The organism is Pseudomonas sp. KH_017 (assembly GCF_057840285.1).
In genome coordinates this window covers 308021-330790 of record NZ_CM174509.1, presented here as the reverse complement: position 1 = coordinate 330790, position 22770 = coordinate 308021, and the positions used below count along the sequence as shown (strand labels likewise).

The 22770-nt window shown below is 59.4% G+C and carries 24 protein-coding genes; 12 read left to right on the top strand and 12 right to left on the bottom strand.

Annotation, left to right across the window (positions count from 1 at the left end):
• Window positions 1–122 precede the first annotated feature (122 nt).
• The gene (locus tag AC3IT6_RS01530; protein ID WP_046041314.1) at window positions 123–560 is read left to right on the top strand and encodes a YkgJ family cysteine cluster protein; all 438 of its coding nucleotides are present in this window, start codon (window positions 123–125) and stop codon (window positions 558–560) included.
• A 233-nt stretch (window positions 561–793) separates the two neighbouring features.
• On the opposite strand, the gene typA is transcribed toward AC3IT6_RS01530, so the two are convergent.
• Entirely contained in the window at window positions 794–2614 is a 1821-nt protein-coding gene (gene typA / locus AC3IT6_RS01525; RefSeq protein WP_046041316.1) for a translational GTPase TypA, read from the bottom strand.
• Between the two features lie 139 nt (window positions 2615–2753).
• A complete protein-coding gene (gene thiI, locus AC3IT6_RS01520) occupies window positions 2754–4208 on the bottom strand; it encodes a tRNA uracil 4-sulfurtransferase ThiI (protein ID WP_150756804.1) in 1455 nt (484 codons plus the stop codon).
• 328 nt (window positions 4209–4536) lie between these two features.
• Here thiI and glnA point away from each other — a divergent pair, with 328 nt between their 5' ends.
• From glnA to ntrC, 6 genes are all read left to right on the top strand, one after another.
• The gene (gene glnA / locus AC3IT6_RS01515) at window positions 4537–5943 is read left to right on the top strand and encodes a type I glutamate--ammonia ligase (protein WP_008002929.1); all 1407 of its coding nucleotides are present in this window, start codon (window positions 4537–4539) and stop codon (window positions 5941–5943) included.
• Window positions 5944–6121: 178 nt separating this feature from the next.
• The gene (locus tag AC3IT6_RS01510) at window positions 6122–6544 is read left to right on the top strand and encodes a cupin domain-containing protein (protein ID WP_489354065.1); all 423 of its coding nucleotides are present in this window, start codon (window positions 6122–6124) and stop codon (window positions 6542–6544) included.
• A gap of 25 nt (window positions 6545–6569) precedes the next feature.
• Window positions 6570–7085, top strand: coding sequence for a DUF4124 domain-containing protein (locus AC3IT6_RS01505; RefSeq protein WP_489354064.1), 516 nt, complete (start codon window positions 6570–6572; stop codon window positions 7083–7085).
• Complete coding sequence (locus AC3IT6_RS01500; RefSeq protein WP_489354063.1) at window positions 7082–7702, top strand: DUF4124 domain-containing protein; 621 nt, start codon at window positions 7082–7084, stop codon at window positions 7700–7702. Before AC3IT6_RS01505 ends, AC3IT6_RS01500 begins: the two co-directional genes overlap by 4 nt.
• Window positions 7703–7930: 228 nt before the next feature.
• Window positions 7931–9016, top strand: coding sequence for a nitrogen regulation protein NR(II) (glnL, locus tag AC3IT6_RS01495; RefSeq protein WP_150756808.1), 1086 nt, complete (start codon window positions 7931–7933; stop codon window positions 9014–9016).
• Complete coding sequence (gene ntrC, locus AC3IT6_RS01490) at window positions 9013–10449, top strand: nitrogen regulation protein NR(I) (RefSeq protein ID WP_046040882.1); 1437 nt, start codon at window positions 9013–9015, stop codon at window positions 10447–10449. The genes glnL and ntrC overlap by 4 nt, the downstream gene beginning before the upstream one ends.
• Window positions 10450–11023: 574 nt before the next feature.
• Here ntrC and AC3IT6_RS01485 read toward each other — a convergent pair.
• Window positions 11024–11464 carry a hypothetical protein gene (locus tag AC3IT6_RS01485; RefSeq protein ID WP_223446425.1) on the bottom strand — a complete coding sequence of 147 codons (441 nt, stop codon included), beginning with the start codon at window positions 11462–11464 and terminating at the stop codon, window positions 11024–11026.
• On the opposite strand from AC3IT6_RS01485, the gene AC3IT6_RS01480 reads away from it, so the two are divergent.
• The gene (locus AC3IT6_RS01480; RefSeq protein ID WP_150755639.1) at window positions 11463–11918 is read left to right on the top strand and encodes a tRNA (cytidine(34)-2'-O)-methyltransferase; all 456 of its coding nucleotides are present in this window, start codon (window positions 11463–11465) and stop codon (window positions 11916–11918) included. The genes AC3IT6_RS01485 and AC3IT6_RS01480 overlap by 2 nt on opposite strands.
• A 132-nt stretch (window positions 11919–12050) precedes the next feature.
• Here the strand turns inward: AC3IT6_RS01480 and secB are convergent, their stop codons facing one another.
• Genes secB through AC3IT6_RS01465 form a run of 3 tightly spaced genes read right to left on the bottom strand, consistent with a single transcriptional unit; the run spans window position 12051 to window position 13262 of the window.
• On the bottom strand, window positions 12051–12536 hold the full coding sequence (gene secB / locus AC3IT6_RS01475; RefSeq protein WP_057397192.1) for a protein-export chaperone SecB: 486 nt from the start codon (window positions 12534–12536) through the stop codon (window positions 12051–12053).
• 56 nt (window positions 12537–12592) lie between these two features.
• Window positions 12593–12847 (bottom strand): glutaredoxin 3, encoded by a 255-nt coding sequence (gene grxC / locus AC3IT6_RS01470; RefSeq protein WP_150726523.1) that lies wholly within the window; start codon window positions 12845–12847, stop codon window positions 12593–12595.
• Between the two features lies 1 nt (window position 12848).
• Window positions 12849–13262 carry a rhodanese-like domain-containing protein gene (locus AC3IT6_RS01465; RefSeq protein WP_053153177.1) on the bottom strand — a complete coding sequence of 138 codons (414 nt, stop codon included), beginning with the start codon at window positions 13260–13262 and terminating at the stop codon, window positions 12849–12851.
• Between the two features lie 152 nt (window positions 13263–13414).
• On the opposite strand from AC3IT6_RS01465, the gene gpmI reads away from it, so the two are divergent.
• From gpmI to AC3IT6_RS01445, 4 genes are all read left to right on the top strand, one after another.
• Window positions 13415–14944, top strand: coding sequence for a 2,3-bisphosphoglycerate-independent phosphoglycerate mutase (gpmI, locus tag AC3IT6_RS01460; protein WP_489354062.1), 1530 nt, complete (start codon window positions 13415–13417; stop codon window positions 14942–14944).
• Window positions 14945–15174: 230 nt separating this feature from the next.
• Entirely contained in the window at window positions 15175–16470 is a 1296-nt protein-coding gene (locus AC3IT6_RS01455) for a murein hydrolase activator EnvC family protein (protein ID WP_008047725.1), read from the top strand.
• A gap of 31 nt (window positions 16471–16501) precedes the next feature.
• Complete coding sequence (locus AC3IT6_RS01450) at window positions 16502–17821, top strand: S41 family peptidase (RefSeq protein WP_150726520.1); 1320 nt, start codon at window positions 16502–16504, stop codon at window positions 17819–17821.
• Between the two features lies 1 nt (window position 17822).
• Window positions 17823–18599, top strand: coding sequence for a divergent polysaccharide deacetylase family protein (locus AC3IT6_RS01445; RefSeq protein WP_489354061.1), 777 nt, complete (start codon window positions 17823–17825; stop codon window positions 18597–18599).
• A gap of 144 nt (window positions 18600–18743) precedes the next feature.
• Here AC3IT6_RS01445 and AC3IT6_RS01440 read toward each other — a convergent pair whose 3' ends face one another.
• The 6 genes from AC3IT6_RS01440 to hisB form a co-directional block, all read right to left on the bottom strand.
• A complete protein-coding gene (locus AC3IT6_RS01440; RefSeq protein ID WP_489354060.1) occupies window positions 18744–19499 on the bottom strand; it encodes a substrate-binding periplasmic protein in 756 nt (251 codons plus the stop codon).
• 82 nt (window positions 19500–19581) lie between these two features.
• Complete coding sequence (gene hisF / locus AC3IT6_RS01435) at window positions 19582–20352, bottom strand: imidazole glycerol phosphate synthase subunit HisF (RefSeq protein WP_095127562.1); 771 nt, start codon at window positions 20350–20352, stop codon at window positions 19582–19584.
• A gap of 9 nt (window positions 20353–20361) precedes the next feature.
• A complete protein-coding gene (gene hisA / locus AC3IT6_RS01430; RefSeq protein ID WP_489354059.1) occupies window positions 20362–21099 on the bottom strand; it encodes a 1-(5-phosphoribosyl)-5-[(5-phosphoribosylamino)methylideneamino]imidazole-4-carboxamide isomerase in 738 nt (245 codons plus the stop codon).
• 42 nt (window positions 21100–21141) lie between these two features.
• Window positions 21142–21399 carry a DUF2164 domain-containing protein gene (locus AC3IT6_RS01425; protein WP_093227621.1) on the bottom strand — a complete coding sequence of 86 codons (258 nt, stop codon included), beginning with the start codon at window positions 21397–21399 and terminating at the stop codon, window positions 21142–21144.
• Window positions 21400–22038, bottom strand: coding sequence for an imidazole glycerol phosphate synthase subunit HisH (hisH, locus tag AC3IT6_RS01420; protein WP_057712412.1), 639 nt, complete (start codon window positions 22036–22038; stop codon window positions 21400–21402).
• Window positions 22038–22631: an imidazoleglycerol-phosphate dehydratase HisB gene (gene hisB / locus AC3IT6_RS01415; RefSeq protein ID WP_003218037.1), complete on the bottom strand. Its 594-nt coding sequence runs from the start codon at window positions 22629–22631 to the stop codon at window positions 22038–22040. Before hisB ends, hisH begins: the two co-directional genes overlap by 1 nt.
• Between the last annotated feature and the right edge of the window lie 139 nt (window positions 22632–22770).

The window sequence follows — 22770 nt, the reverse complement described above, 5'->3', positions numbered from 1 at the left end:
AGGGCTCGTGCCTATTTTCCGGTTGTTTGCGCCGTCTGTGAAAAAAACTGGCGAAAGGTTGTTCAAAAATCCACCAGTCCCGGTATGATCGCGCGCCCTGATGCACACGCTGGTAACAAACGATGATGAAGCCGAACCTGATCGCTGCCGCAGAGATCGACCGCCTCGATACCTGGGCCAAGTACTCTGCCCCGATGTGCGGCTCGTGCATGTCCAGCTGCTGCACCCTGCCGGTCGAGGTCAAGATCAAGGATCTGATTCGCATCGGCGTGGTCGATGAGTTCGAGCTGGGCGATCCGCCGAAGAACATCGCCAAGCGCCTGCAAAAGGAAGGTCTGGTCGAGCGCTTCAACCAGAAGTCAGGAATCTTTACCCTCCAGCGCATGAGCAACAACGATTGCCTGTATCTGGATCGTAAGAGCCGTCTGTGCACTATTTATGAAAAGCGCCCGGATACCTGCCGCAATCACCCGAAAATCGGCCCGCGGCCGGGGTATTGCGCGTACAAGCCCAAGGAAGTGGAGCGCGAGCGTCATTCGCGGAGTATCGAGCGGTTCTGATATTTCCTGAAATTTGCAGCGGTTGATCGGCCGCCTTCGTCGGAACGCCGCCCGGAGCAAGCCCGCTCCCACAGGTATTTTTGGTGTTCACACAATGTGTGCCTCACCTTGAACCCTGTGGGAGCGGGCTTGCTCGCGAAGGGGCCAGCACAAACACCACATAAACCCCAGACAAACAAAAACGCCCCCGGCCTTGCGGTCGGGGGCGTTTTTTTGTCAGCTAACTAAATGACTTAGTTACCGGACTTCTTGGCAGCGCGGGTACGCTCGCTTTCGCCCAGGATCTTCTTGCGAAGACGGATGGACTTAGGCGTGACTTCACACAGCTCGTCTTCTTGTACGAATTCCAGAGCTTGCTCCAGAGTGAAGCGTACAGGCGGAACCAGAGCGATGGTTTCGTCTTTACCCGAAGCACGCATGTTGTCGAGCTTCTTGCCTTTGGTTGGGTTAACACCCAGGTCGTTGTCGCGGCTGTTCAGACCAACGATTTGACCTTCATAGATGTCCTGGCCGTGTTCGATGAACAGCTTGCCACGCGACTGCAGGGTTTCCAGCGAGTAGGTCAGTGCCTTACCGGTAGCAACCGATACCAGCACGCCGTTCTGACGGCCGGACATGTCACCGGACTTCATGGTGTCGTAACGGTCGAAGATCGAGGTCAGGATGCCTGCACCGGAGGTCAGGGTCAGGAACTCGTTACGGAAACCGATCAGACCACGGGCCGGGATGTTGTACTCAAGGCGCACACGGCCCTTGCCATCCGGAACCATGTTGGTCAGGTCGCCTTTACGGATACCGATCTGTTCCATGATCGCGCCCTGGGATTCTTCCGGCAGGTCGATGGTCACGTTTTCGTACGGTTCGTGCTTGACGCCATCAACCATACGGATGATCACTTCCGGACGACCAACACCCATTTCGAAGCCTTCGCGACGCATGGTTTCGATCAGTACCGAGAGGTGCAGCTCACCACGGCCGGAGACTTTGAACTTGTCGGCGGTGTCGCCTTCTTCAACGCGCAGAGCAACGTTGAACAGCAGCTCCTTGTCCAGACGTTCCTTGATGTTACGGCTGGTCACGAACTTGCCTTCTTTACCGCAGAAAGGCGAGTCGTTTACCTGGAAGGTCATGGAAACGGTTGGTTCGTCAACGGTCAGCGGCTTCATCGCTTCGACGTTCAGTGGGTCGCACAGGGTGTCGGAGATGAACAGCTGGTCGAAGCCACTGATGCAGACGATGTCGCCAGCCAAAGCTTCTTCAACGTCAATGCGGTGCAGGCCGTGGTGACCCATCAGCTTCAGGATACGACCGTTGCGCTTCTTGCCGTCAGCGTCGATAGCGACGACCGGAGTGTTCGGCTTGACGCGACCGCGAGCGATACGGCCAACGCCGATCACACCCAGGAAGCTGTTGTAGTCCAGTGCGGAGATCTGCATCTGGAACGGACCGTCACGGTCGACTTTCGGCGCTGGTACGTTGTCGACGATCGACTGGTACAGCGGGGTCATGTCTTCAGCCATTTCAGTGTGGTCCAGACCGGCAATACCGTTCAGGGCCGAGGCGTAGACGACTTTGAAGTCCAGCTGTTCTTCGGTAGCACCCAGGTTGTCGAACAGGTCGAAGATCTGGTCCAGAACCCAGTCCGGACGCGCGCCTGGACGGTCAACCTTGTTGATGACCACGATTGGACGCAGGCCGGCTTCGAAAGCCTTCTTGGTCACGAAACGGGTTTGCGGCATAGGGCCGTCTTGAGCGTCAACCAGCAGCAGAACGGAGTCGACCATCGACATTACACGTTCAACTTCGCCGCCGAAGTCGGCGTGGCCCGGGGTGTCCACGATGTTGATGTGGTAGCCGTTCCAGTTGATGGCGGTGTTTTTCGCCAGAATGGTAATACCGCGCTCTTTTTCCTGGTCGTTGGAGTCCATCACGCGCTCGTCGTTGAGCTCGTTGCGCTCCAGGGTGCCGGATTGACGCAGGAGTTTGTCTACCAGGGTGGTCTTACCATGGTCAACGTGGGCAATGATGGCGATGTTGCGTAGATTTTCGATCACTTGTGTATCTCGATCAGAGGATTCGGTGTGCTGACAAGTCTTGGCAGCGATTAACAGTAGCGTCCGTGAAAGCCGTTACAGCTTGACGGTGGCATCGGGGGGCCGGTGACGCAGGCCACAGGCAAACAGCCCCGGGCACTTAGCTCGGTCGATAAACGCGCACATTGGCATGCCCCTCACTGAGCAAATGGTGGGCATGCAGGCGACTCATCACGCCTTTGTCGCAATACAGCAGGTACTGGCGAGTAGGGTCCAGTTCCTTGAAACGAGCGTTCACTGCATAAAACGGCATCGTTTGTACCTCGATGCCAGCGAGTTCCAGCGGGTCGTCTTCAGCGGCATCCGGGTGACGGATGTCGATGACGATCTGACCGGCCAGCGCTTCGCTGACTTCTTCAATCTGCAAGTCCTGGCCCAATTCATCGATCACACGATCGATCGGCACCAGTTTGGCGTTTTCGAGCGCACGCTCGAGTACCGCCATATCGAATTCTTTCTCTTCATGCTCGACGCGATAGCGCTTGGCCGCGGTCTTCGGATTGACCGAGATGACGCCGCAGTATTCCGGCATGTGCCGGGCGAAATCGGCGGTACCGATTTCGTTGGCCAGGTCGATGATGTCCTGCTTGTGGCTGGCGATCAGCGGACGCAACACCAGCTTGTCGGTCACGCAATCGATCACTGACAGGTTCGGCAGCGTCTGGCTCGATACCTGGGAGATCGCCTCACCAGTAACCAGCGCCTCGATGTGCAGTCGATCGGCAATTTGGGAGGAAGCGCGCAACATCATACGCTTCAATACTACGCCCATATGACTGTTATCGACTTTGCCGAGAATTTCGCCCAGCACTTCTTCGAACGGCACACTGACAAATAGCACGCGTTGGGAGCTGCCGTACTTCTTCCAGATGAAATGCGCGACTTCCATGACGCCCAGTTCGTGGGCACGTCCGCCCAGATTGAAGAAGCAGAAATGCGCCATCAGGCCGCGGCGCATGATCTGGTAGGCCGCTACGGTGGAATCGAAGCCGCCGGACATCAGCACCAGGGTCTGCTCCAGCGCGCCTAGCGGATATCCGCCGATGCCGTTGTGCTGGCTGTGGATCACGAACAACCGTTGGTCGCGAACTTCGATCCGGACTTCGATTTCCGGCTTTTTCAGGTCGATCCCGGCGGCACCGCACTGACGGCGCAACTGGCTGCCGACATATTTTTCGATATCTATCGAGCTGAATGGGTGCTTGCCGGCACGCTTGCAACGCACCGAGAAAATCTTGCCGGCCAGTGCATCACCGTAGTGCTGCTTGCACTTTTCAACGATGTCGTCGAAATCGCCCAGCGGGTATTCATCGATCTGCAGGAAATGCGCGATGCCCGGCATGCAGCTCAGGCGCTCGCCCATCTCCTTCAAGGCCTTGGGGTCGCTGACGCGGGTTTCCAGCTCGAGGTTGTCCCACACGCCGTTCACCACCACGGCCGGGTCCAGATCGCGGAGCACGGCACGGATGTTCTTGGCCAATTGACGGATGAAACGCATCCGTACCGGGCGGCTCTTGATGGTGATCTCGGGGAAGACTTTTACGATTAATTTCATGGAAACAGCGCGCGCATTGCCTGCCGAAAAAGGGGGGCGCGGATTATAGCGGAAATTGCTCAAGGTTTAACCAGTTAATGTGCAGAAGGTTTTGAGCGCACCAAAACAGGTCATTTATTGAAATGAACGCCACATTGTAGGGCGGGATTTTCCGCTTTAAGGTACTTTTCCGCCTGACAGGCGTGAAATTGGGGCAAAAAACCCATGGTGGGGCACTGGCATGCAATTTGCTCCCTTGTGAGGCAGGTTGCCTTGGCAGAGTATTCGCGCCGGCATCACCCACATTTAAGGGCATCCATTACTAGCCCGAAGCCACCCGGAGGACACTATGTCGAAGTCGGTTCAACTCATCAAAGATCATGACGTCAAGTGGATTGATCTGCGCTTCACGGACACCAAAGGCACTCAGCACCACGTGACCATGCCGGCTCGCGATGCGCTGGATGACGACTTCTTCGAAGTCGGCAAAATGTTCGACGGTTCCTCCATCGCTGGCTGGAAAGGCATCGAAGCCTCCGACATGATCCTGATGCCGGACGACTCCACCGCTGTTCTGGATCCGTTCACCGAAGAACCGACCCTGATCCTGGTCTGCGACATCATCGAGCCTTCGAGCATGCAAGGCTACGACCGCGACCCACGTGCGATCGCCAAGCGCGCCGAAGAGCACCTGAAAGCCACCGCTATCGGTGACACCGTATACGCCGGTCCAGAGCCAGAGTTCTTCATCTTCGACCAGGTCAAGTTCAAGTCCGACATTTCCGGCTCCATGTTCAAGATCTACTCTGAACAAGGTTCGTGGATGTCCGACCAGGACATCGAAGGCGGCAACAAAGGCCACCGTCCTGGCGTCAAAGGCGGCTACTTCCCGGTTCCACCGTTCGACCACGATCACGAAATCCGTACCTCCATGTGCAACGCACTGGAAGAAATGGGCCTGACCGTTGAAGTTCACCACCACGAAGTGGCAACTGCCGGCCAGAACGAAATCGGCGTCAAGTTCAACACCCTGGTGAAGAAAGCCGACGAAACCCAAACCCTGAAGTATGTCGTACACAACGTAGCCGATGCCTACGGCCGCACCGCGACCTTCATGCCTAAGCCTCTGTACGGCGACAACGGCTCGGGTATGCACGTACACATGTCCATCTGGAAAGATGGCAAGAACACCTTCGCAGGCGAAGGCTATGCCGGTCTGTCCGATACCGCTCTGTACTTCATCGGCGGCATCATCAAGCACGGTAAGGCCCTGAACGGCTTCACCAACCCGGCGACCAACTCCTACAAGCGTCTGGTTCCAGGCTTCGAAGCTCCAGTGATGCTGGCCTACTCGGCTCGCAACCGCTCCGCTTCGATCCGTATCCCTTACGTGTCGAGCCCGAAAGCCCGCCGTATCGAAGCACGCTTCCCGGATCCGGCTGCCAACCCGTACCTGTGCTTCGCCGCACTGTTGATGGCTGGCCTGGACGGCATCCAGAACAAGATCCACCCTGGCGACGCCGCTGACAAAAACCTGTACGACCTGCCGCCTGAAGAGGCCAAAGAGATCCCACAAGTTTGCGGCAGCCTGAAAGAAGCCCTGGAAGAGCTGGACAAAGGTCGTGCGTTCCTGACCAAAGGCGGCGTTTTCAGCGACGACTTCATCGACGCTTACATCGCCCTGAAAAGCGAAGAAGAAATCAAGGTACGTACCTTCGTACACCCACTGGAATACGAGCTGTACTACAGCTGCTGATCCGGTAGCGCCGCAATACGCGGCGTGACAAAAAGAGGCCTCCTTCGGGAGGCCTTTTTTGTGGGCAACTTCCGACAATGAAACTCGACATCTCCTCGGGCACACACAGCATCGTCCGGCATCAACCAGCTTGAATGACTCGTAGCCTGCTCACTACCTGCAATCAACGGATGGAATGATGAAAACCTTCCCACTCAAGACGCTACTGGCCGCTCTCACCGCCCTCGCCCTTCTAGGCTGCACCACAAAACCCCCATCGACAGAAATCAAACGGGAAATCCTGCTTCAAAGCAGCAAGTCGTGGGATAGCACACCTTACATTCGCTACCCGGATGCCGCGCCCGAGCTGACAGTGCTCAAACTCACGATCCCTGCCAATAGCAAACTCCCCTGGCACACCCATCCGATTCCCAACGCGGCTTACATCCTCTCAGGCGAGCTGACAGTCGAAGACAGGAACAGCGGCCAGACCCGGCGCATCAAACAAGGCGAAGCGCTGGCCGAAATGGTCAATATCACTCATCGCGGCGTCACCGGCGATGAACCGGTAGACCTTGTTGTGTTCTATGCTGGCAGCGAAGGCATTCCATTGGCGGAGTAGTCTTTGCTTCACACAGGGAGTCCGAATGCGGCCACTGTTATTACTTCTACTGCTGTCCTTCAATTTTCCCGTGATGGCCCAAATCTACAAATACACCGATGCCACCGGTAATACCGCCTACAGCAATCAACCGCCCGCGGGTGTTGAAGCCCGGGCGGTTGATTTGCCGCCGCTCAACAGCATCGAACGCCAACCGCCCAGCGATCCTGCACAACCTCAGGCAGGTAATGACGCCGAGCCAATCCACGGTGCCTACAAAAAACTGGAACTCACCGGCCTGCCCACCACCGAAGCCCTGCGCGCAAACAACGGTACTTTCACGGTAAGTGTGCTGATCAAACCGCGCCTGCAAGGTCCCCACCTGCTGCGCCTGCTGCTGGACGGTCAGCCCTACGGCCAGCCAGGCAACGTGCCGACCCTGCAACTGGTGAACATCGATCGCGGCGAACACCGCCTCGCCGTGCAAGTGATCGATGGTGAAAACGTTGTGCAGCAGAGCCCTGCGGTGACATTCACTGTACAGCGGGTGCACAAGCCATGAAGGCCTGGCTACTGATCGCCTGCCTGATCGCCCTGCCCGCGTCGGCAGAGGTCTTCATGTATGTCGACGCCCAGGGCAATCGGGTTTTCACCGACCAGCCCAAACCCGGCAACGCCAAGCGCGTACCGCTGACAACGAGCAATCGAATGGCGGCCAAACCCTCCAGTGCAGCGCCGTTGCTTGCCCAGAGCAGTCCCGAAGCACAAGCGCTGTTCCACTATGAGGTGCTGCGCATCCTGATCCCGGAACCCGACGCAACCATCCGCAGCAACACCGGCGAAGTCATCGTCAGCGCCACCAACGAACCCGCCCTGCAACCCGGTCACCGCTACCGTTTGCTGCTCGACGGCCAGCCCACCGCCGAACCCGGCCTGAGCCCGGTGTTCCCGTTGAGCAACATCGATCGCGGCAGCCATACCCTGTCTGTGGAAATCCTCGACGAACAGGGGCGCATCCTCGAACGCACCGCCAACCAACCTTTCCACATGCAGCGCACGTCTCTCGCCCAGAAGCGCAGGATCAAACCCTGCACTCTCGAAGACTACGGCCAGCGGCCGGAATGCCCGCTCAGCGACAAGCCCGGCGAAGAAAAAAATCCTTTCCTGCGACTTTTCTAACCTCGTTCAGCTTTGCGCACTATATTGGTGCAATTGCTTGCACCGTACTCACATTCCAACCCATTTTGGTTCGAAAGTACCCGCAAAAGCTGGCAGAGCGCCACGCAAACGAGCGTCAAACGCCTGTTTCAGGCGCTGAACGCTTCTTTTCGGAGCCTTGGTTTGGTTTTTGCATTTTGCCCGTACCAGCGTTTTTTTTGCGCATGCTCTGCCCTAAAAGAGGTCCCGATGACCATTAGCGACGCACTCCACCGTTTGCTACTCGACAACCTCACCACTGCCACCATCCTGCTCGACGCCGAACTTCGCCTCGAGTACATGAACCCGGCGGCGGAGATGCTGCTGGCCATCAGCGGCCAGCGCAGCCATGGGCAGTTCATCAGTGAGTTGTTCACCGAGTCGACCGAGGCGCTGAACTCGTTGCGCCAGGCCGTCGAGCAAGCGCACCCGTTCACCAAGCGCGAAGCCATGCTCACCGCCCTCACCGGCCAGACCCTGACCGTCGACTACGCGGTAACGCCGATCCTGAGCAACGGCGACACGCTGCTGCTGCTCGAAGTCCACCCTCGTGACCGCCTGCTGCGGATCACCAAGGAAGAAGCGCAGCTGTCGAAACAGGAAACCAGCAAGATGCTGGTGCGCGGCCTTGCCCATGAAATCAAGAACCCCTTGGGCGGGATTCGCGGCGCGGCACAATTGCTCGCCCGGGAGCTGCCGGAAGAAAGCCTGCGCGACTACACCAACGTCATCATTGAAGAAGCCGACCGCCTGCGTAATCTGGTCGATCGCATGCTCGGCTCCAACAAGCTGCCGTCGCTGGCCATGTGCAATGTCCATGAAGTGCTTGAGCGTGTCTGCCATCTGGTGGAGGCTGAAAGCCAGGGCTGCATCACCTTGGTGCGGGACTACGATCCAAGCATCCCCGACGTCCTGATCGATCGCGAACAAATGATTCAGGCTGTCCTGAACATCGTGCGCAACGCCATGCAGGCCATCAGCAGCCAGAACGAACTGCGCCTGGGCCGCATCAGCCTGCGCACCCGCGCCATGCGCCAGTTCACCATCGGCCACGTGCGCCATCGCCTGGTGACCAAGATCGAGATCATCGACAACGGTCCGGGCATCCCTGCAGAACTTCAGGAAACCATTTTCTTCCCCATGGTCAGCGGTCGTCCGGACGGTACCGGGCTGGGCCTGGCCATTACCCAGAACATCATCAGCCAGCACCAGGGCCTGATCGAATGTGACAGCCACCCCGGCCACACCACCTTCTCGATCTTTCTGCCACTGGAACAAGGAGCCACATCGACATGAGCCGTAGTGAAACCGTGTGGATCGTCGATGACGACCGTTCTATCCGTTGGGTCCTGGAAAAAGCCTTGCAACAGGAAGGCATGACCACGCAAAGCTTCGACAGCGCCGATGGCGTGATGAGCCGTCTGGCGCGCCAGCAGCCGGACGTGATCATCTCCGACATCCGCATGCCCGGCGCCAGCGGCCTGGAGCTTCTGGCGCGGATTCGCGAACAGCACCCACGGCTACCAGTGATCATCATGACCGCGCACTCCGATCTGGACAGCGCTGTCGCGTCCTATCAGGGCGGCGCTTTCGAGTACCTGCCCAAGCCGTTCGATGTCGACGAGGCGGTTTCCCTGGTCAAGCGCGCCAACCAGCACGCTCAGGAACAACAAGGCCTGGAAGTTGCCCCGACCCTGACCCGCACCCCGGAAATCATCGGCGAGGCGCCGGCGATGCAAGAAGTGTTTCGCGCCATCGGGCGCTTGAGCCACTCCAACATCACCGTACTGATCAACGGCGAATCGGGTACCGGTAAAGAGCTGGTGGCCCACGCCCTGCACCGTCACAGCCCGCGGGCAGCATCGCCGTTCATCGCGCTGAACATGGCGGCGATCCCCAAAGACCTCATGGAATCCGAACTGTTCGGCCACGAGAAAGGCGCGTTCACCGGTGCGGCCAACCTGCGTCGCGGACGCTTCGAACAGGCTGACGGCGGCACGCTGTTCCTCGATGAAATCGGCGACATGCCAGCCGATACCCAGACCCGCTTGCTGCGGGTACTGGCCGATGGCGAGTTCTACCGCGTCGGCGGCCATGTGCCGGTGAAGGTCGATGTGCGCATCATCGCCGCGACTCACCAGAATCTGGAAACCCTGGTGCACGCCGGGAAGTTCCGTGAGGACTTGTTCCATCGCCTCAACGTGATCCGCATCCATATCCCGCGCCTGTCCGATCGCCGCGAAGATATCCCGACCCTGGCCAAGCACTTCCTCGGCCGCGCCGCCCAGGAGCTGGCGGTCGAGCCGAAACTGCTGAAAAGCGAAACCGAGGAATACCTGAAGAACTTGCCGTGGCCCGGCAACGTGCGTCAGCTGGAGAACACCTGCCGCTGGATCACGGTGATGGCTTCGGGTCGCGAAGTGCACATCGGCGACCTGCCGCCGGAGCTGCTGAGCCTGCCGCAGGACTCGGCACCGGTTACCAACTGGGAACAGGCCCTGCGTCAGTGGGCTGACCAGGCGCTGGCCCGTGGTCAGTCGAGCCTGCTCGACAGCGCCGTGCCGGCCTTCGAGCGGATCATGATCGAGACTGCCCTCAAGCACACCGCCGGTCGCCGCCGCGATGCCGCCGTCTTGCTGGGTTGGGGCCGCAACACCCTGACGCGCAAGATCAAGGAATTGGGGATGAAGGTGGATGGCGGGGATGATGATGAGGGGGATGAGGGTTAAGTTGGGCTAAGCCCTTCAACAATCGCTGGTGACGGACCTCTTTGTGGTTCACACCAAACAATGTGGGAGCGGGCTTGCTCGCGAAAGCGGTGTGTCATTCAACATCGATGTTGAATCTGATGGCCTCTTCGCGAGCAAGCCCGCTCCCACATTCAGAGCTGCGTGCACCGACTGAATGCACCGTGAACCGCAATCGCGCACGGACACTGTCCTGAAACCTCGCCGAAAAACTCGACACAACCTGCCACCCAAAAACACGAAAGCCCCGTTCTACGGGGCTTTCAGCGTTTTAAGGCATTTTTTGTTTCGCATTGTTAAAACCTGGCACGCCCCCTGCAATAACCCTTTCAAGTGAATCAGTTCACCTACCCGGTTTCGGGGACCTTGGTACAGGCAGGCCGGGGATTCCCCTCTTTACATCGGGCTCACACCGCACCCGCGACGAGCCCAGCCGTTTTGGGGCCCTTGATACAGGCAGGTCAGGGGTTCCTTCTTTACACCAGGCTCACACCGCACTCGCGACGAGCCTCCCGTTTCGGGAACCTTGGTACAGGCAGGCCGGGGATTCCCTCTTTTATTGCTCTCGGAGATGGATCTCCAGCCGCCAGCGGTCATCGACCTCACTACCGGCCCACTCACCCTGCAGGGGCCGGGCCGCTACCAGTGTCAGCAACAACCCCCCATCGCTCAAACGTACCCGCCAGTTCACGTCCTTGCCGCCGAGCTTGAGCTGACCTTTGTGCGCCTTGCCCTCGGCGCCAAACAGCAGCGCGACACTGCCATCAACCATCTCGCCGTGGGTCTTGGGTTCGTTGTTGAACCACACCACCAGCCCGTCGTTCGTCACTTCCACCTGCTGCAACTGACTGGGGTCTGGCGTGGTCAGGCGACCGATCATCATCCCGACCATCACCCCGACAATCGCCAGCGAGCCCATTACCCGCAGGAATAGTTTCGAACGCACGCCGGCTTGCGGCGTAGAATGCGCGTCATCTTTACCTTCGGAGCCGTGCATGTTTCACGTCATCCTTTTCCAACCAGAAATTCCGCCGAATACCGGCAACGTTATCAGGCTGTGCGCCAACAGTGGCTGCCACCTGCATTTGATCGAACCGCTGGGCTTCGAGATGGACGACAAGCGTCTGCGCCGGGCCGGCCTCGATTACCACGAGTATGCCACCCTGCAACGCCACGCGGACCTCGCCAGCTGCCTGGAGAGCCTCGGCCATCCACGACTGTTCGCCTTCACCACCAAGGGCTCGCGGCCGTTCCACGATGCCAGCTTCGTTCCGGGCGACGCGTTCCTGTTCGGTCCGGAAAGCCGGGGCTTGCCCGCCGAAGTGCTGGACGCCCTGCCCGGCGAGCAACGCCTGCGCCTGCCGATGCGCGAGGGCTGCCGCAGCCTGAATCTGTCGAATACCGTGGCGGTGGCCGTTTACGAAGCCTGGCGTCAGAACGACTTCAAATAACACCGCATAATAAATGTGGGAGCGGGCTTGCTCGCGAAGGGGTCATCAGCTTCAACATGAATGTTGACTGAAAAACCGCTTTCGCGAGCAAGCCCGCTCCCACATTGGACTTGCTTCGACGTTCAGAAATGCTTACTGAACGGTCGGAGTCTCGCCAGCAGCCTGCATGCGTTGCAGCTCTTGCGCGTACAGCGCATCGAAGTTCACCGGAGCCAGCATCAGTGCCGGGAACGAACCGCGAGTCACCAGGCTGTCCAGGGTTTCGCGAGCGTACGGGAACAGGATGTTCGGGCAGAACGCACCCAGGGTGTGGCTCATCGAAGCGTCATCCAGGTTCTTGATCAGGAAGATCCCGGCCTGTTGCACTTCAGCGATGAACGCCACTTCGTCACCGTTTTTCACGGTAACCGACAGGGTCAGCACGACTTCGTGGAAGTCAGCTTCCAGCGTCTTCTGACGGGTGTTCAGATCCAGAGCGACGCTCGGCTCCCACTGCTGGCGGAAGATCGCCGGGCTTTTCGGAGCTTCGAAGGACAGGTCACGCACATAAATGCGCTGCAAGGAGAATTGCGGTGCAGTTTCTTCTTCGTTCGCAGCAGTGTTCTGTTGGTCAGTCATCGCAGATCCTTCTTGATCCAGTGTTCATTTAGGTTTGCTTGTTTGGGGTATTGCCGTCAGGCCCTGAGCAGCGCGTCGAGCTTGCCGGCGCGGTCCAGGGCGAACAAATCATCACAACCGCCCACGTGAGTGCTGCCGATCCAGATTTGCGGCACGGACGTACGTCCGGCCTTCTGGGCCATCGCAGCGCGCACCTGCGGCTTGCCATCGACCTTGATCTCTTCGAAGGCCACGCCTTTGTTCTCGAGCAGGTACTTGGCTCGCGAGCAGTAAGGGCAGTAATCGCTGGAATAGACGACGACGCTACTCATATCACTTCACCAACGGCAGATTGTCGGCTTTCCAGCTGGAGATACCGCCGGACAGCTTGGCGGCGGTGAAGCCGGATTTCATCAATTCGCGGGCGTGGGTGCCAGCGGTCTGGCCCATGGCGTCGACCAGGATGATGGTCTTGGCCTTGTGCTTTTCCAGCTCGCCAACGCGGGCGGTCAGTTTGTCCTGAGGAATGTTCAGCGCACCGACAATGTGACCGGCGGCGAAATCCTTGGTCGGACGAATGTCGATCACTACGCCTGCGTCCTTGTTGACCAGGCCGGTCAGTTCGCCGGTGCTCAGGCTGCGGCCGCCGCCCTGCATTTGATAGGCAATCAGCAACGCCAGCAGAACGACGAAGATACCGACGAGAATGTAGTGGTTAGTGGCGAATTCAATCAGGTGAGCAACCATCGAAGGAGGTTCCAGGGCGTTAAAATGTCGGCCAGTATACACAGCCACTATGGTGGGCCAAACCCCGTCCGGCGGTGACGCGGCCGGAACTTCGCTTTAAACTGCGACTCCCTTTTCCATTACCCCTTTTACCTCAGCCACGAGTGGATTCCATGACTACCACGCCTAAACCTTTGGTCCTGATGATTCTCGACGGCTTCGGTCACAGTGACAGCCCCGAATCCAATGCCATCTATGCGGCCAGGAAGCCGGTACTCGACCGTTTGTGGGCCACCGTGCCGAACGGCCTGATCTCGGGCAGCGGCATGGACGTCGGCCTGCCGGATGGCCAGATGGGCAACTCCGAAGTCGGCCACATGAACCTGGGCGCCGGCCGCGTGGTGTACCAGGACTTCACTCGCGTGACCAAATCGATCCGCGACGGCGAGTTCTTCGAGAACCCGACCATCTGCGCTGCCGTGGACAAAGCCGTCGCTGCCGGCAAAGCCGTGCACTTCATGGGTCTGCTGTCCGATGGCGGCGTGCATAGCCACCAGGATCACCTGGTCGCCATGGCCGAACTGGCCTTCAAGCGCGGCGCACAAAACATCTACCTGCACGCGTTCCTCGACGGCCGCGACACGCCGCCGAAAAGCGCGCAGTCGTCGATCGAACTGCTCGACGCGACCTTCCAGGCCCTGGGCAAAGGCCGCATCGCCAGCATCATCGGCCGCTACTACGCCATGGACCGCGACAACCGTTGGGACCGCGTGTCCCAGGCCTACAACCTGATTGTCGATGGCCAGGGCGAATTCAACGCCGCCACCGCCCAGGAAGGCCTGCAAGCGGCCTACGAGCGTGGCGAGAGCGACGAATTCGTCAAGGCCACCTCCATCGGTGAGCCGGTAAAAGTCGAAGACGGCGATGCCGTGGTGTTCATGAACTTCCGCGCCGACCGTGCCCGCGAGCTGACCCGCGTGTTCGTCGAAGACAACTTCAGTGAGTTCGAGCGTGCCCGCCAGCCGAAACTGGCCGGCTTCGTCATGCTGACCCAATACGCCGCCAGCATCCCTGCGCCGTCGGCTTTCGCTGCCGGCAGCCTGGAAAACGTGCTGGGCGACTACCTGGCAAAAAACGGCAAGACCCAGCTGCGCATCGCCGAAACCGAAAAATATGCCCACGTGACCTTCTTCTTCTCCGGCGGCCGCGAAGAACCGTTCCCGGGCGAAGAGCGCATCCTGATTCCGTCGCCGAAAGTCGCCACCTATGACTTGCAGCCGGAAATGAGCGCACCGGAAGTCACCGACCGCATCGTCGACGCCATCGAAAACCAGCGTTACGACGTGATCGTGGTCAACTACGCCAACGGCGACATGGTCGGCCACAGCGGCGTGTTCGAAGCGGCGGTCAAGGCCGTTGAATGCCTGGACCTGTGCGTGGGTCGTATCGTCGATGCCCTGGAGAAAGTCGGCGGCGAAGCCTTGATCACCGCTGACCATGGCAACGTCGAGCAAATGTCCGATGCAACCACTGGCCAGGCGCACACTGCGCACACCACCGAGCCGGTACCGTTCATCTATGTCGGCAAGCGCGACCTGAAGGTCCGCGAAGGCGGCGTGCTGGCGGACGTGGCGCCGACCATGCTGAAGCTGCTGGGCCTTGAACAACCGGCGGAAATGACCGGGACTTCGATACTGGTGTAACCCGGCCGCTCAAACACCGAAATACCCTGTGGGAGCGGGCTTGCTCGCGAAGGCATTGTGCCAGTCGACATCAACGTTGCCTGACACACCGCATTCGCGAGCAAGCCCGCTCCCACATTGGTTTTGCGGTGTTTTTCGGCCCAGTCATCACACAGTCAGAAATGGGCATTTTTTTTGCCGCCCATGGCGGGCATACTAGGCCGTCCCTTTCCCTGGTGCCGCCCGCCCCTATGCTCCGCGTCCTGATAGCCCTAGCTCTGACATGCCTGCTCCAACCGGCCTTTGCTGACGAGCGCGCAGATACCCAACAACAGTTGGACGCCACGCGTCAGGACATTGCCGAGCTGAAGAAGCTGCTGGGCAAGCTGCAGGAAGAAAAGTCCGGTGTGCAGAAAGAGCTCAAGGGCACCGAAACCGAAATGGGCAAGCTCGAGAAGCAGGTCGATGCCCTGCAAAAAGAGCTGAAGAAAAGCGAAGCCGAGCTGCAGCGACTCGATGCGGAGAAAAAAAAACTCCAGAGCGCGCGCATTGAACAGCAACGACTGATCGCCATTCAGGCCCGGGCGGCCTACCAGAACGGTCGCCAGGAATACCTCAAGCTGCTGCTCAACCAGCAGAATCCGGAAAGATTCGCCCGCACCCTCACCTATTACGACTACCTGAGCCAGGCTCGCCTGGAACAGTTGAAGAATTTCAACGAAACCCTGCGCCAACTGTCCAATGTCGAGAAAGACATCGCCATGCAGCAGGCGCAATTGCTGGTGCAGCAAAGCAGTCTCGACACCCAGCGTGACGAACTCGAGAAAGTCCGCAAGGAGCGCCAGCAAGTCCTGGCCAAGCTCAATGACGACGTAAAGGCTCGCGATCAGAAACTGGCGGCGCGCGAGCAGGATCAGGCAGACCTGTCTAAAGTCCTTAAAACCATTGAAGAAACCCTGGCCCGCCAGGCCCGTGAGGCAGAAGAAGCGCGACAAAAAGCGCTGATTGCCCAGCAGGAAGCCGAAAAAAAGCGTTTACGTGAGGCCCAGGCGCAGGCAGATGCCAGCGACGATGCCCCACGCAAACCGGTCAGATCGACACCTGGCGCACTGGTTTCCAGTTCCGGCGAGACCTTCGGCGGCCCGTTTGCGTCAACCCGCGGCAAACTTCCCTGGCCTGTCGATGGTCGACTGCTGGCGCGCTACGGTGAAAGCCGTGGCGACGATGCCCGGACCAAGTGGGATGGCGTGATGATCGGCGCATCTGCCGGCAGCACCGTGCATGCGGTGCATGGTGGTCGCGTAGTGTTTGCCGACTGGCTGCGAGGCGCCGGGTTGCTGGTGATCCTCGACCACGGCAACGGTTTTTTGAGTCTTTATGGTCACAACCAGACGCTGCTCAAGTCTGCGGGTGACGTGGTAAAAGCCGGTGAGTCCATCTCCACTGTGGGTAGCAGTGGCGGACAAGATACACCGGCATTGTATTTCGCGATTCGTCAGCAGGGTCACCCGAGTGATCCGGCGCAATGGTGCCGCGCGCAAGGATAAGTGCGTTACCTAATTCAGGAGTTTGTTAGACATGCTGCATTTGTCCCGCCTTACCTCGCTGGCCCTGACGATCGCCCTGGTGATCGGCGCGCCTCTGGCGTTTGCCGCTCAACCAGCGCCGGCGGTTGCGCCTGCGGGCACTGCTGCGACCACCAAGGCGCCACTGCCACTGGATGAGTTGCGCACCTTTGCCGAGGTGATGGACCGGATCAAGGCCGCATATGTCGAACCAGTGGACGACAAGACCCTGCTGGAAAATGCCATCAAGGGCATGCTCAGCAACCTCGACCCGCATTCGGCCTACCTGGGCCCTGAAGATTTCGCCGAGCTGCAGGAAAGCACCAGCGGTGAATTCGGCGGCCTGGGCATCGAAGTCGGCGCCGAAGACGGCTTCATCAAGGTGGTGTCGCCCATTGACGACACTCCGGCCTCCAAGGCCGGCATTCAGGCCGGCGACTTCATCGTCAAGATCAACGGCCAGCCAACCCGTGGCCAGAGCATGACCGAAGCCGTGGACAAGATGCGCGGCAAGATCGGCCAGAAAATCACCCTGACCCTGGTGCGCGACGGTGGCACGCCGTTCGACGTGACCCTGACCCGCGCCGTCATCCAGGTGAAGAGCGTGAAGAGCCAGTTGCTGGAATCGGGCTACGGCTACATCCGCATCACCCAGTTCCAGGTCAAGACCGGCGAGGAAGTCTCCAAGGCCCTGGCCAAGCTGCGCAAGGACAACGGCAAGAAGCTCAAGGGCATCATTCTCGACCTGCGCAACAACCCGGGCGGCGTGTTGCAGGCAGCGGTGGAAGTGGTCGACCACTTCATCACCAAGGGTCTGATCGTTTACACCAAGGGCCGCATCGCCAACTCCGAGTTGCGCTTCTCTGCCACCGGCAAGGACGAAAGCGAAGCCGTGCCAATGGTCGTGCTGATCAACGGCGGCAGCGCCTCGGCTTCGGAAATTGTCGCCGGCGCCCTGCAGGACCAGAAACGCGCCGTGCTGATGGGCACCACCAGTTTCGGCAAGGGCTCGGTACAGACGGTTCTGCCGCTTAACAACGAGCGCGCATTGAAGATCACCACGGCGCTGTATTACACGCCGAACGGCCGCTCCATCCAGGCCCAGGGCATCGTGCCGGATATTGAAGTACGCAAGGCCAAGATCACCAGCGAGCAGGACAGCGATTACTTCAAGGAAGCTGACTTGCAGGGTCACCTGGGCAACGGCAACGGCGGCGCCGACAAACCGACCGGCACCAGTGGCAAAGCCAAACCTATGCCACAGGACGATGATTACCAATTGGCCCAGGCCCTGAGCCTGCTCAAAGGGCTGAGCATCACCTCCGGCCGTTGAGATGTTTCTGCGGTTGCTGATCGGTCTGTTGTGTTGCCTGGCGGGTGTTGCTCACGCAGAGCCCGCCGGATCGACGCCCCACAAAGCCTACCTGAGCCTGATCATCGATGACCTGGGGCAGAACCTGCCCCGGGATCGCCGCGTGCTCGCCCTGCCCGGCCCGGTGACCACGGCAATCATGCCCGACACACCCCACGCCACTGAATTCGCCCGCGAAGCCCATCGCGCCGGCAAGATCGTCATCCTGCACATGCCCATGGATCCGGCCACCGGGCCGTTCGCCTGGCATCCCGAGTTGCCCGTCGACGAGCTGGAAAAACGCCTGAACGCCGCATTCAAAATGGTCCCGTACACCAGCGGCATCAACAACCACATGGGCAGCCGCATGACCGCACAGCCAGCCGCCATGGCGTGGTTGATGGCGGATTTGCAGCGTCGGCATAAATTCTTCGTCGACAGCCGCACCAGCGCCCAGACCGTGGCCGCCGCCCAAGCGCAGAAGATCGGTTTGGCGAGCGTTTCGCGGGATGTGTTTCTCGACGATGAGCGTACAGAAGCTGCGATCCTGACCCAGTTGCAGACAGCGATCAGCCTCGCGCACAAGCAGGGTTCGGCGGTGATGATCGGGCATCCGTATCCGCAGACATTGGCGGTGCTGGAACGCGAACTACCCAGGCTCAAGGCTCAGGGGATCGAGTGGATTGATATCCGGCAGATGATCAGTGTGCGCGGTAACCGGGCGACGGCGGCGCATGGCAAGGATGGGGTATACCGCTAAGTCTGCGCACCGCAGAACAATTGTGGGAGCGGGCTTGCTCGCGAAGAGGGCGTGTCAGTCAACATCATTGTTGCCTGGTATACCGCTTTCGCGAGCAAGTCGAATCGTCGCACCGCCGCTCCCACACTGGTATGTGCAGGATCGTTATAAATACTGCGCCATGATCTCGTCCACCCGACCTTCCTTGCGCATCTGATCCAGCGCCGCCTGGAGCTTGGCCACTGTCTCGTCCGGCACGTCCTTGTTCAGTGCCAGGTACAGTTCGGCACTGTTGAAACGCAGTACGGTTTTCAACCCGCTGACCCCTTCCTGGCGCGCCAGATAGCGCCCGGCCGGGTCACCGGTGGCCCACAGGTCGATCTGGCCGTTGACCAGTTTCCTGGCGTTGTCCTGATCACGCAGCACAACGATCGGGTTGAGGCCTTGCTTGGCCAAGGTCTCGGCAATGGCGTCGCCCTTGTAGGCGCCGATCTTGTATTTGCGCGCGTCATTCAAGGTTTCGAGGGTGATCTTGCTGTCAGCCTTGGCGAGCATGATCCAGTCGTCCGGGCCAATCGGGCCGACCCACTTGAATAGCTTCTCGCGATCCGGCAACCGCGCCATGACGAATACGCCGTAACCGGGTTTCTCCAGGGTGAGTTTGTAGATTCGCTCCCAAGGGAAACGCAGCGTCAGGCTGTAGGTAATGTCGGCGCGCTTGAACATCTCGCGGACGATATCGGTGGCGATGCCATTGATGTTCTCGTCCTGAGCGAAGTTCTTGCCGTTCTTCGCCATGTTGTACGGCGGGAAGTTTTCCGTCAGCAACACCAGGTCGGTATCGCGGCTGTCGGCAGCGTGCGCCCCGTTGATGAGCAACAGAGAAGCGCTGGCAAGGACGAGAAGAAAGCGTTTAAGCATGTCTGGCTACCGAAATCCATGGCGTACCCAAGAGTGCCTTGGGTACGCCATGGTGTCCACTGGCCTGTATCGATTTTGGTGCTTAGCGCATCACGATTCCGCGATGGGCCATGTAGGCCTTGGCTTCCTGCACCGTGTATTCGCCGAAGTGGAAAATACTCGCCGCCAGTACCGCGCTGGCGTGGCCTTCGATAATGCCGTCGGCCAGGTGTTGCAGGTTGCCGACACCGCCGGAGGCGATCACCGGAATGCCCAGCGCATCGCTGATCGCTCGGGTGACGCCCAGGTCGAAACCGTTTTTCATGCCGTCCTGGTCCATGCTGGTCAGCAGGATTTCGCCGGCACCCAAGCCTTCCATTTTCTTCGCCCACTCAACGGCGTCGAGGCCGGTTGGCTTGCGACCGCCATGGGTGAAGATTTCCCAGCGCGGGGCTTCGCCCGGGCCGGAAACTTTCTTCGCGTCGATGGCCACCACGATGCATTGCGAACCGAAATGCTGCGCGGCTTCGCCGACGAACTCCGGGTTGAACACCGCTGCAGTGTTGATCGAGACCTTGTCGGCACCGGCATTGAGCAGGTTGCGGATGTCCTGCACGGTACGCACGCCACCGCCCACGGTCAGCGGGATGAACACCTGGCTGGCCATGCGCTCAACGGTGTGCAGCGTGGTGTCGCGGCCATCGACGCTGGCGGTGATGTCGAGAAAGGTAATCTCGTCGGCGCCCTGCTCGTCGTAGCGACGGGCAATTTCCACCGGGTCACCGGCGTCGCGGATGTTTTCGAATTTCACACCCTTGACCACCCGGCCGTTGTCCACGTCCAGGCAAGGGATGATGCGTTTGGCCAGCGCCATGATCAGTCCTCAGCCTTTGTACGAATCGCAGAAAGCTTGCGCTTCAGCGACGTCGAGGGTGCCTTCGTAGATCGCACGGCCTGTGATCGCACCGATGATGCCCGGCGCCTTGGCGTCGAGCAGGGTCTTGATGTCACCCAGGTTGTGGATGCCGCCGGAAGCGATCACCGGGATCTTTGTTGCAGCAGCCAGTGCGGCGGTGAACGGTACGTTGCAACCCTGCATCATGCCGTCTTTGGCGATGTCGGTATAAACGATCGAAGACACGCCGTCGGCTTCAAACTGCTTGGCCAGGTCGATCACCTGGATGGTGCTGATTTCAGCCCAGCCGTCAGTGGCGACAAAACCGTCTTTGGCATCCAGACCCACGATGATTTTGCCCGGGAACGCGCGGCAGGCTTCGGCGACGAAGGCTGGATCTTTCACGGCCTTGGTGCCGATGATCACGTAGCTCACACCCGCTTTCACGTAATGCTCGATGGTTTCCAGGGAGCGGATACCGCCGCCGATCTGGATCGGCAGGTTCGGATAGCGCTTGGCGATGGCAGTGACCACTTCGCCGTTGACCGGCTGGCCTTCGAAGGCGCCGTTCAGGTCGACCAGATGCAGACGACGGCAACCGCCCTCCACCCACTTGGCAGCTATGCTCACCGGGTCATCGGAGAACACCGTGGAATCTTCCATGCGGCCCTGGCGCAGACGAACACAGGCACCGTCTTTAAGATCGATAGCGGGAATAATCAGCATCTGGCAAACCTTCAAATTTGAATGTTCAGCTTGGCTCGGAAATCAGTTTTTCTCGAGCGCCCACAGGTCGCTTTCGATGCTTTCGAACCTCTCTTTGAGGTGCGCCTGCACATCGAAAATCGCCCTGTTGTAATAGTGCGGAGCAATTTCACGGGTAAACAGCTCAAGAATCTCCGCCGCCTCGAACGAGCCGAGGTCGAGTTCGAAGCGGTCTTCCATGAAGCGCTTGATCTTGCGATTGGCCTCGCTCTCCTGCTCGGGAGTGAGGGTCAGGATCGGCGGTTTCTTCTTGATTGCCATTTACCAGCGACCGTCCCACGCAGCGAAGTTCTGCAGCAACTGCAGGCCATGGGTATGGCTTTTCTCCGGGTGGAACTGCACGGCGAAACGCGAGCCTTCGGCCAGCGCCGCAGCGAAATCGACACCGTAGTGACCGCCACCCACCACCTGCCGCGCGTTGGCGGCAGCGATGTAATAGCTATGCACGAAGTAGAACCGCGCCAGGTCCGGAATGTCGTGCCACAGCGGGTGACTGACCTTCTGCTTCACTTCGTTCCAGCCCATGTGCGGGACTTTCAGGTGTTCGCCGTCTTCATGCAGGTCTTTGCCGAAGAACTTCACCGCGCCCGGGAACAGGCCAATGCAGTCGACACCGTCGTTCTCTTCGCTGGTGTCGAGCAATGCTTGCATGCCCACGCAGATACCAAGGAACGGACGGTCCTGACTGACTTCACGCACCAGCGAATCGAAGCCGAGGCGACGGATCTCCGCCATGCAATCGCGAATCGCGCCGACGCCGGGGAAAACCACCCGGTCCGCTTCGCGAATCACGTTGGCATCGCTGGTGATCAGGACCTTGCCGGCACCGACGTGCTCGAGGGCCTTGGCCACCGAGTGCAGGTTGCCCATGCCGTAATCGATAACCGCGACTGTCTGCATTACAGGACGCCCTTGGTCGATGGCATTTGCCCTGCCATGCGGTCATCGAGCTCCACTGCCATGCGCAGGGCGCGACCGAAAGCCTTGAACACGGTTTCGATCTGGTGGTGGGTGTTGGTACCACGCAGGTTGTCGATGTGCAGGCTGACCAATGCATGGTTGACGAAGCCCTGGAAGAACTCCTGGAACAGGTCAACGTCGAAGCCGCCAACGGTGGCGCGGGTGTACGGCACGTGCATCTGCAGGCCTGGACGACCGGAGAAGTCGATCACCACGCGCGACAGCGCTTCATCGAGCGGCACGTAGGCGTGGCCGTAGCGGCGGATGCCTTTCTTGTCGCCGATGGCTTTGGCAAATGCCTGGCCGAGGGTGATACCGACGTCTTCCACCGTGTGGTGGTCATCGATATGCAGGTCGCCCTTGCTGACAATATCCAGGTCGATCAACCCGTGACGGGCGATCTGGTCCAGCATGTGCTCAAGAAAAGGAACACCGATATCGAATCGGGCCTTTCCGGTGCCATCGAGGTTGATCGAGGCTTTGATCTGGGTTTCCAGAGTGTCGCGCTCGACAGACGCCTTACGTTCGGCCATCACCAGCTCCGCAAAATCATTGGGCGAAAAAGGCAGCCATTATAGGCGTGCGGGCGCCAAACAGAAACACGCGAGGTGATATCCCTGACGGAGTGAATTCGGCGCTGGTGGCGATGTACATGTCAGTACAAGCCATTTG

Coding starts and splice junctions, on each gene's coding strand:
- AC3IT6_RS01455 (WP_008047725.1), top strand. CDS start 15,175: ATGCTCCGCGTCCTGATAGCCCTAGCTCTGACATGCCTGCTCCAACCG.
- gpmI (WP_489354062.1), top strand. CDS start 13,415: ATGACTACCACGCCTAAACCTTTGGTCCTGATGATTCTCGACGGCTTC.
- AC3IT6_RS01505 (WP_489354064.1), top strand. CDS start 6,570: ATGCGGCCACTGTTATTACTTCTACTGCTGTCCTTCAATTTTCCCGTG.
- AC3IT6_RS01530 (WP_046041314.1), top strand. CDS start 123: ATGATGAAGCCGAACCTGATCGCTGCCGCAGAGATCGACCGCCTCGAT.
- hisB (WP_003218037.1), bottom strand. CDS start 22,631: ATGGCCGAACGTAAGGCGTCTGTCGAGCGCGACACTCTGGAAACCCAG.
- AC3IT6_RS01425 (WP_093227621.1), bottom strand. CDS start 21,399: ATGGCAATCAAGAAGAAACCGCCGATCCTGACCCTCACTCCCGAGCAG.
- glnA (WP_008002929.1), top strand. CDS start 4,537: ATGTCGAAGTCGGTTCAACTCATCAAAGATCATGACGTCAAGTGGATT.
- AC3IT6_RS01500 (WP_489354063.1), top strand. CDS start 7,082: ATGAAGGCCTGGCTACTGATCGCCTGCCTGATCGCCCTGCCCGCGTCG.
- AC3IT6_RS01480 (WP_150755639.1), top strand. CDS start 11,463: ATGTTTCACGTCATCCTTTTCCAACCAGAAATTCCGCCGAATACCGGC.
- secB (WP_057397192.1), bottom strand. CDS start 12,536: ATGACTGACCAACAGAACACTGCTGCGAACGAAGAAGAAACTGCACCG.
- AC3IT6_RS01510 (WP_489354065.1), top strand. CDS start 6,122: ATGAAAACCTTCCCACTCAAGACGCTACTGGCCGCTCTCACCGCCCTC.
- thiI (WP_150756804.1), bottom strand. CDS start 4,208: ATGAAATTAATCGTAAAAGTCTTCCCCGAGATCACCATCAAGAGCCGC.
- hisF (WP_095127562.1), bottom strand. CDS start 20,352: ATGGCGCTGGCCAAACGCATCATCCCTTGCCTGGACGTGGACAACGGC.
- AC3IT6_RS01445 (WP_489354061.1), top strand. CDS start 17,823: ATGTTTCTGCGGTTGCTGATCGGTCTGTTGTGTTGCCTGGCGGGTGTT.
- hisH (WP_057712412.1), bottom strand. CDS start 22,038: ATGCAGACAGTCGCGGTTATCGATTACGGCATGGGCAACCTGCACTCG.
- AC3IT6_RS01485 (WP_223446425.1), bottom strand. CDS start 11,464: ATGCACGGCTCCGAAGGTAAAGATGACGCGCATTCTACGCCGCAAGCC.
- hisA (WP_489354059.1), bottom strand. CDS start 21,099: ATGCTGATTATTCCCGCTATCGATCTTAAAGACGGTGCCTGTGTTCGT.
- AC3IT6_RS01465 (WP_053153177.1), bottom strand. CDS start 13,262: ATGGTTGCTCACCTGATTGAATTCGCCACTAACCACTACATTCTCGTC.
- grxC (WP_150726523.1), bottom strand. CDS start 12,847: ATGAGTAGCGTCGTCGTCTATTCCAGCGATTACTGCCCTTACTGCTCG.
- AC3IT6_RS01450 (WP_150726520.1), top strand. CDS start 16,502: ATGCTGCATTTGTCCCGCCTTACCTCGCTGGCCCTGACGATCGCCCTG.
- glnL (WP_150756808.1), top strand. CDS start 7,931: ATGACCATTAGCGACGCACTCCACCGTTTGCTACTCGACAACCTCACC.
- ntrC (WP_046040882.1), top strand. CDS start 9,013: ATGAGCCGTAGTGAAACCGTGTGGATCGTCGATGACGACCGTTCTATC.
- AC3IT6_RS01440 (WP_489354060.1), bottom strand. CDS start 19,499: ATGCTTAAACGCTTTCTTCTCGTCCTTGCCAGCGCTTCTCTGTTGCTC.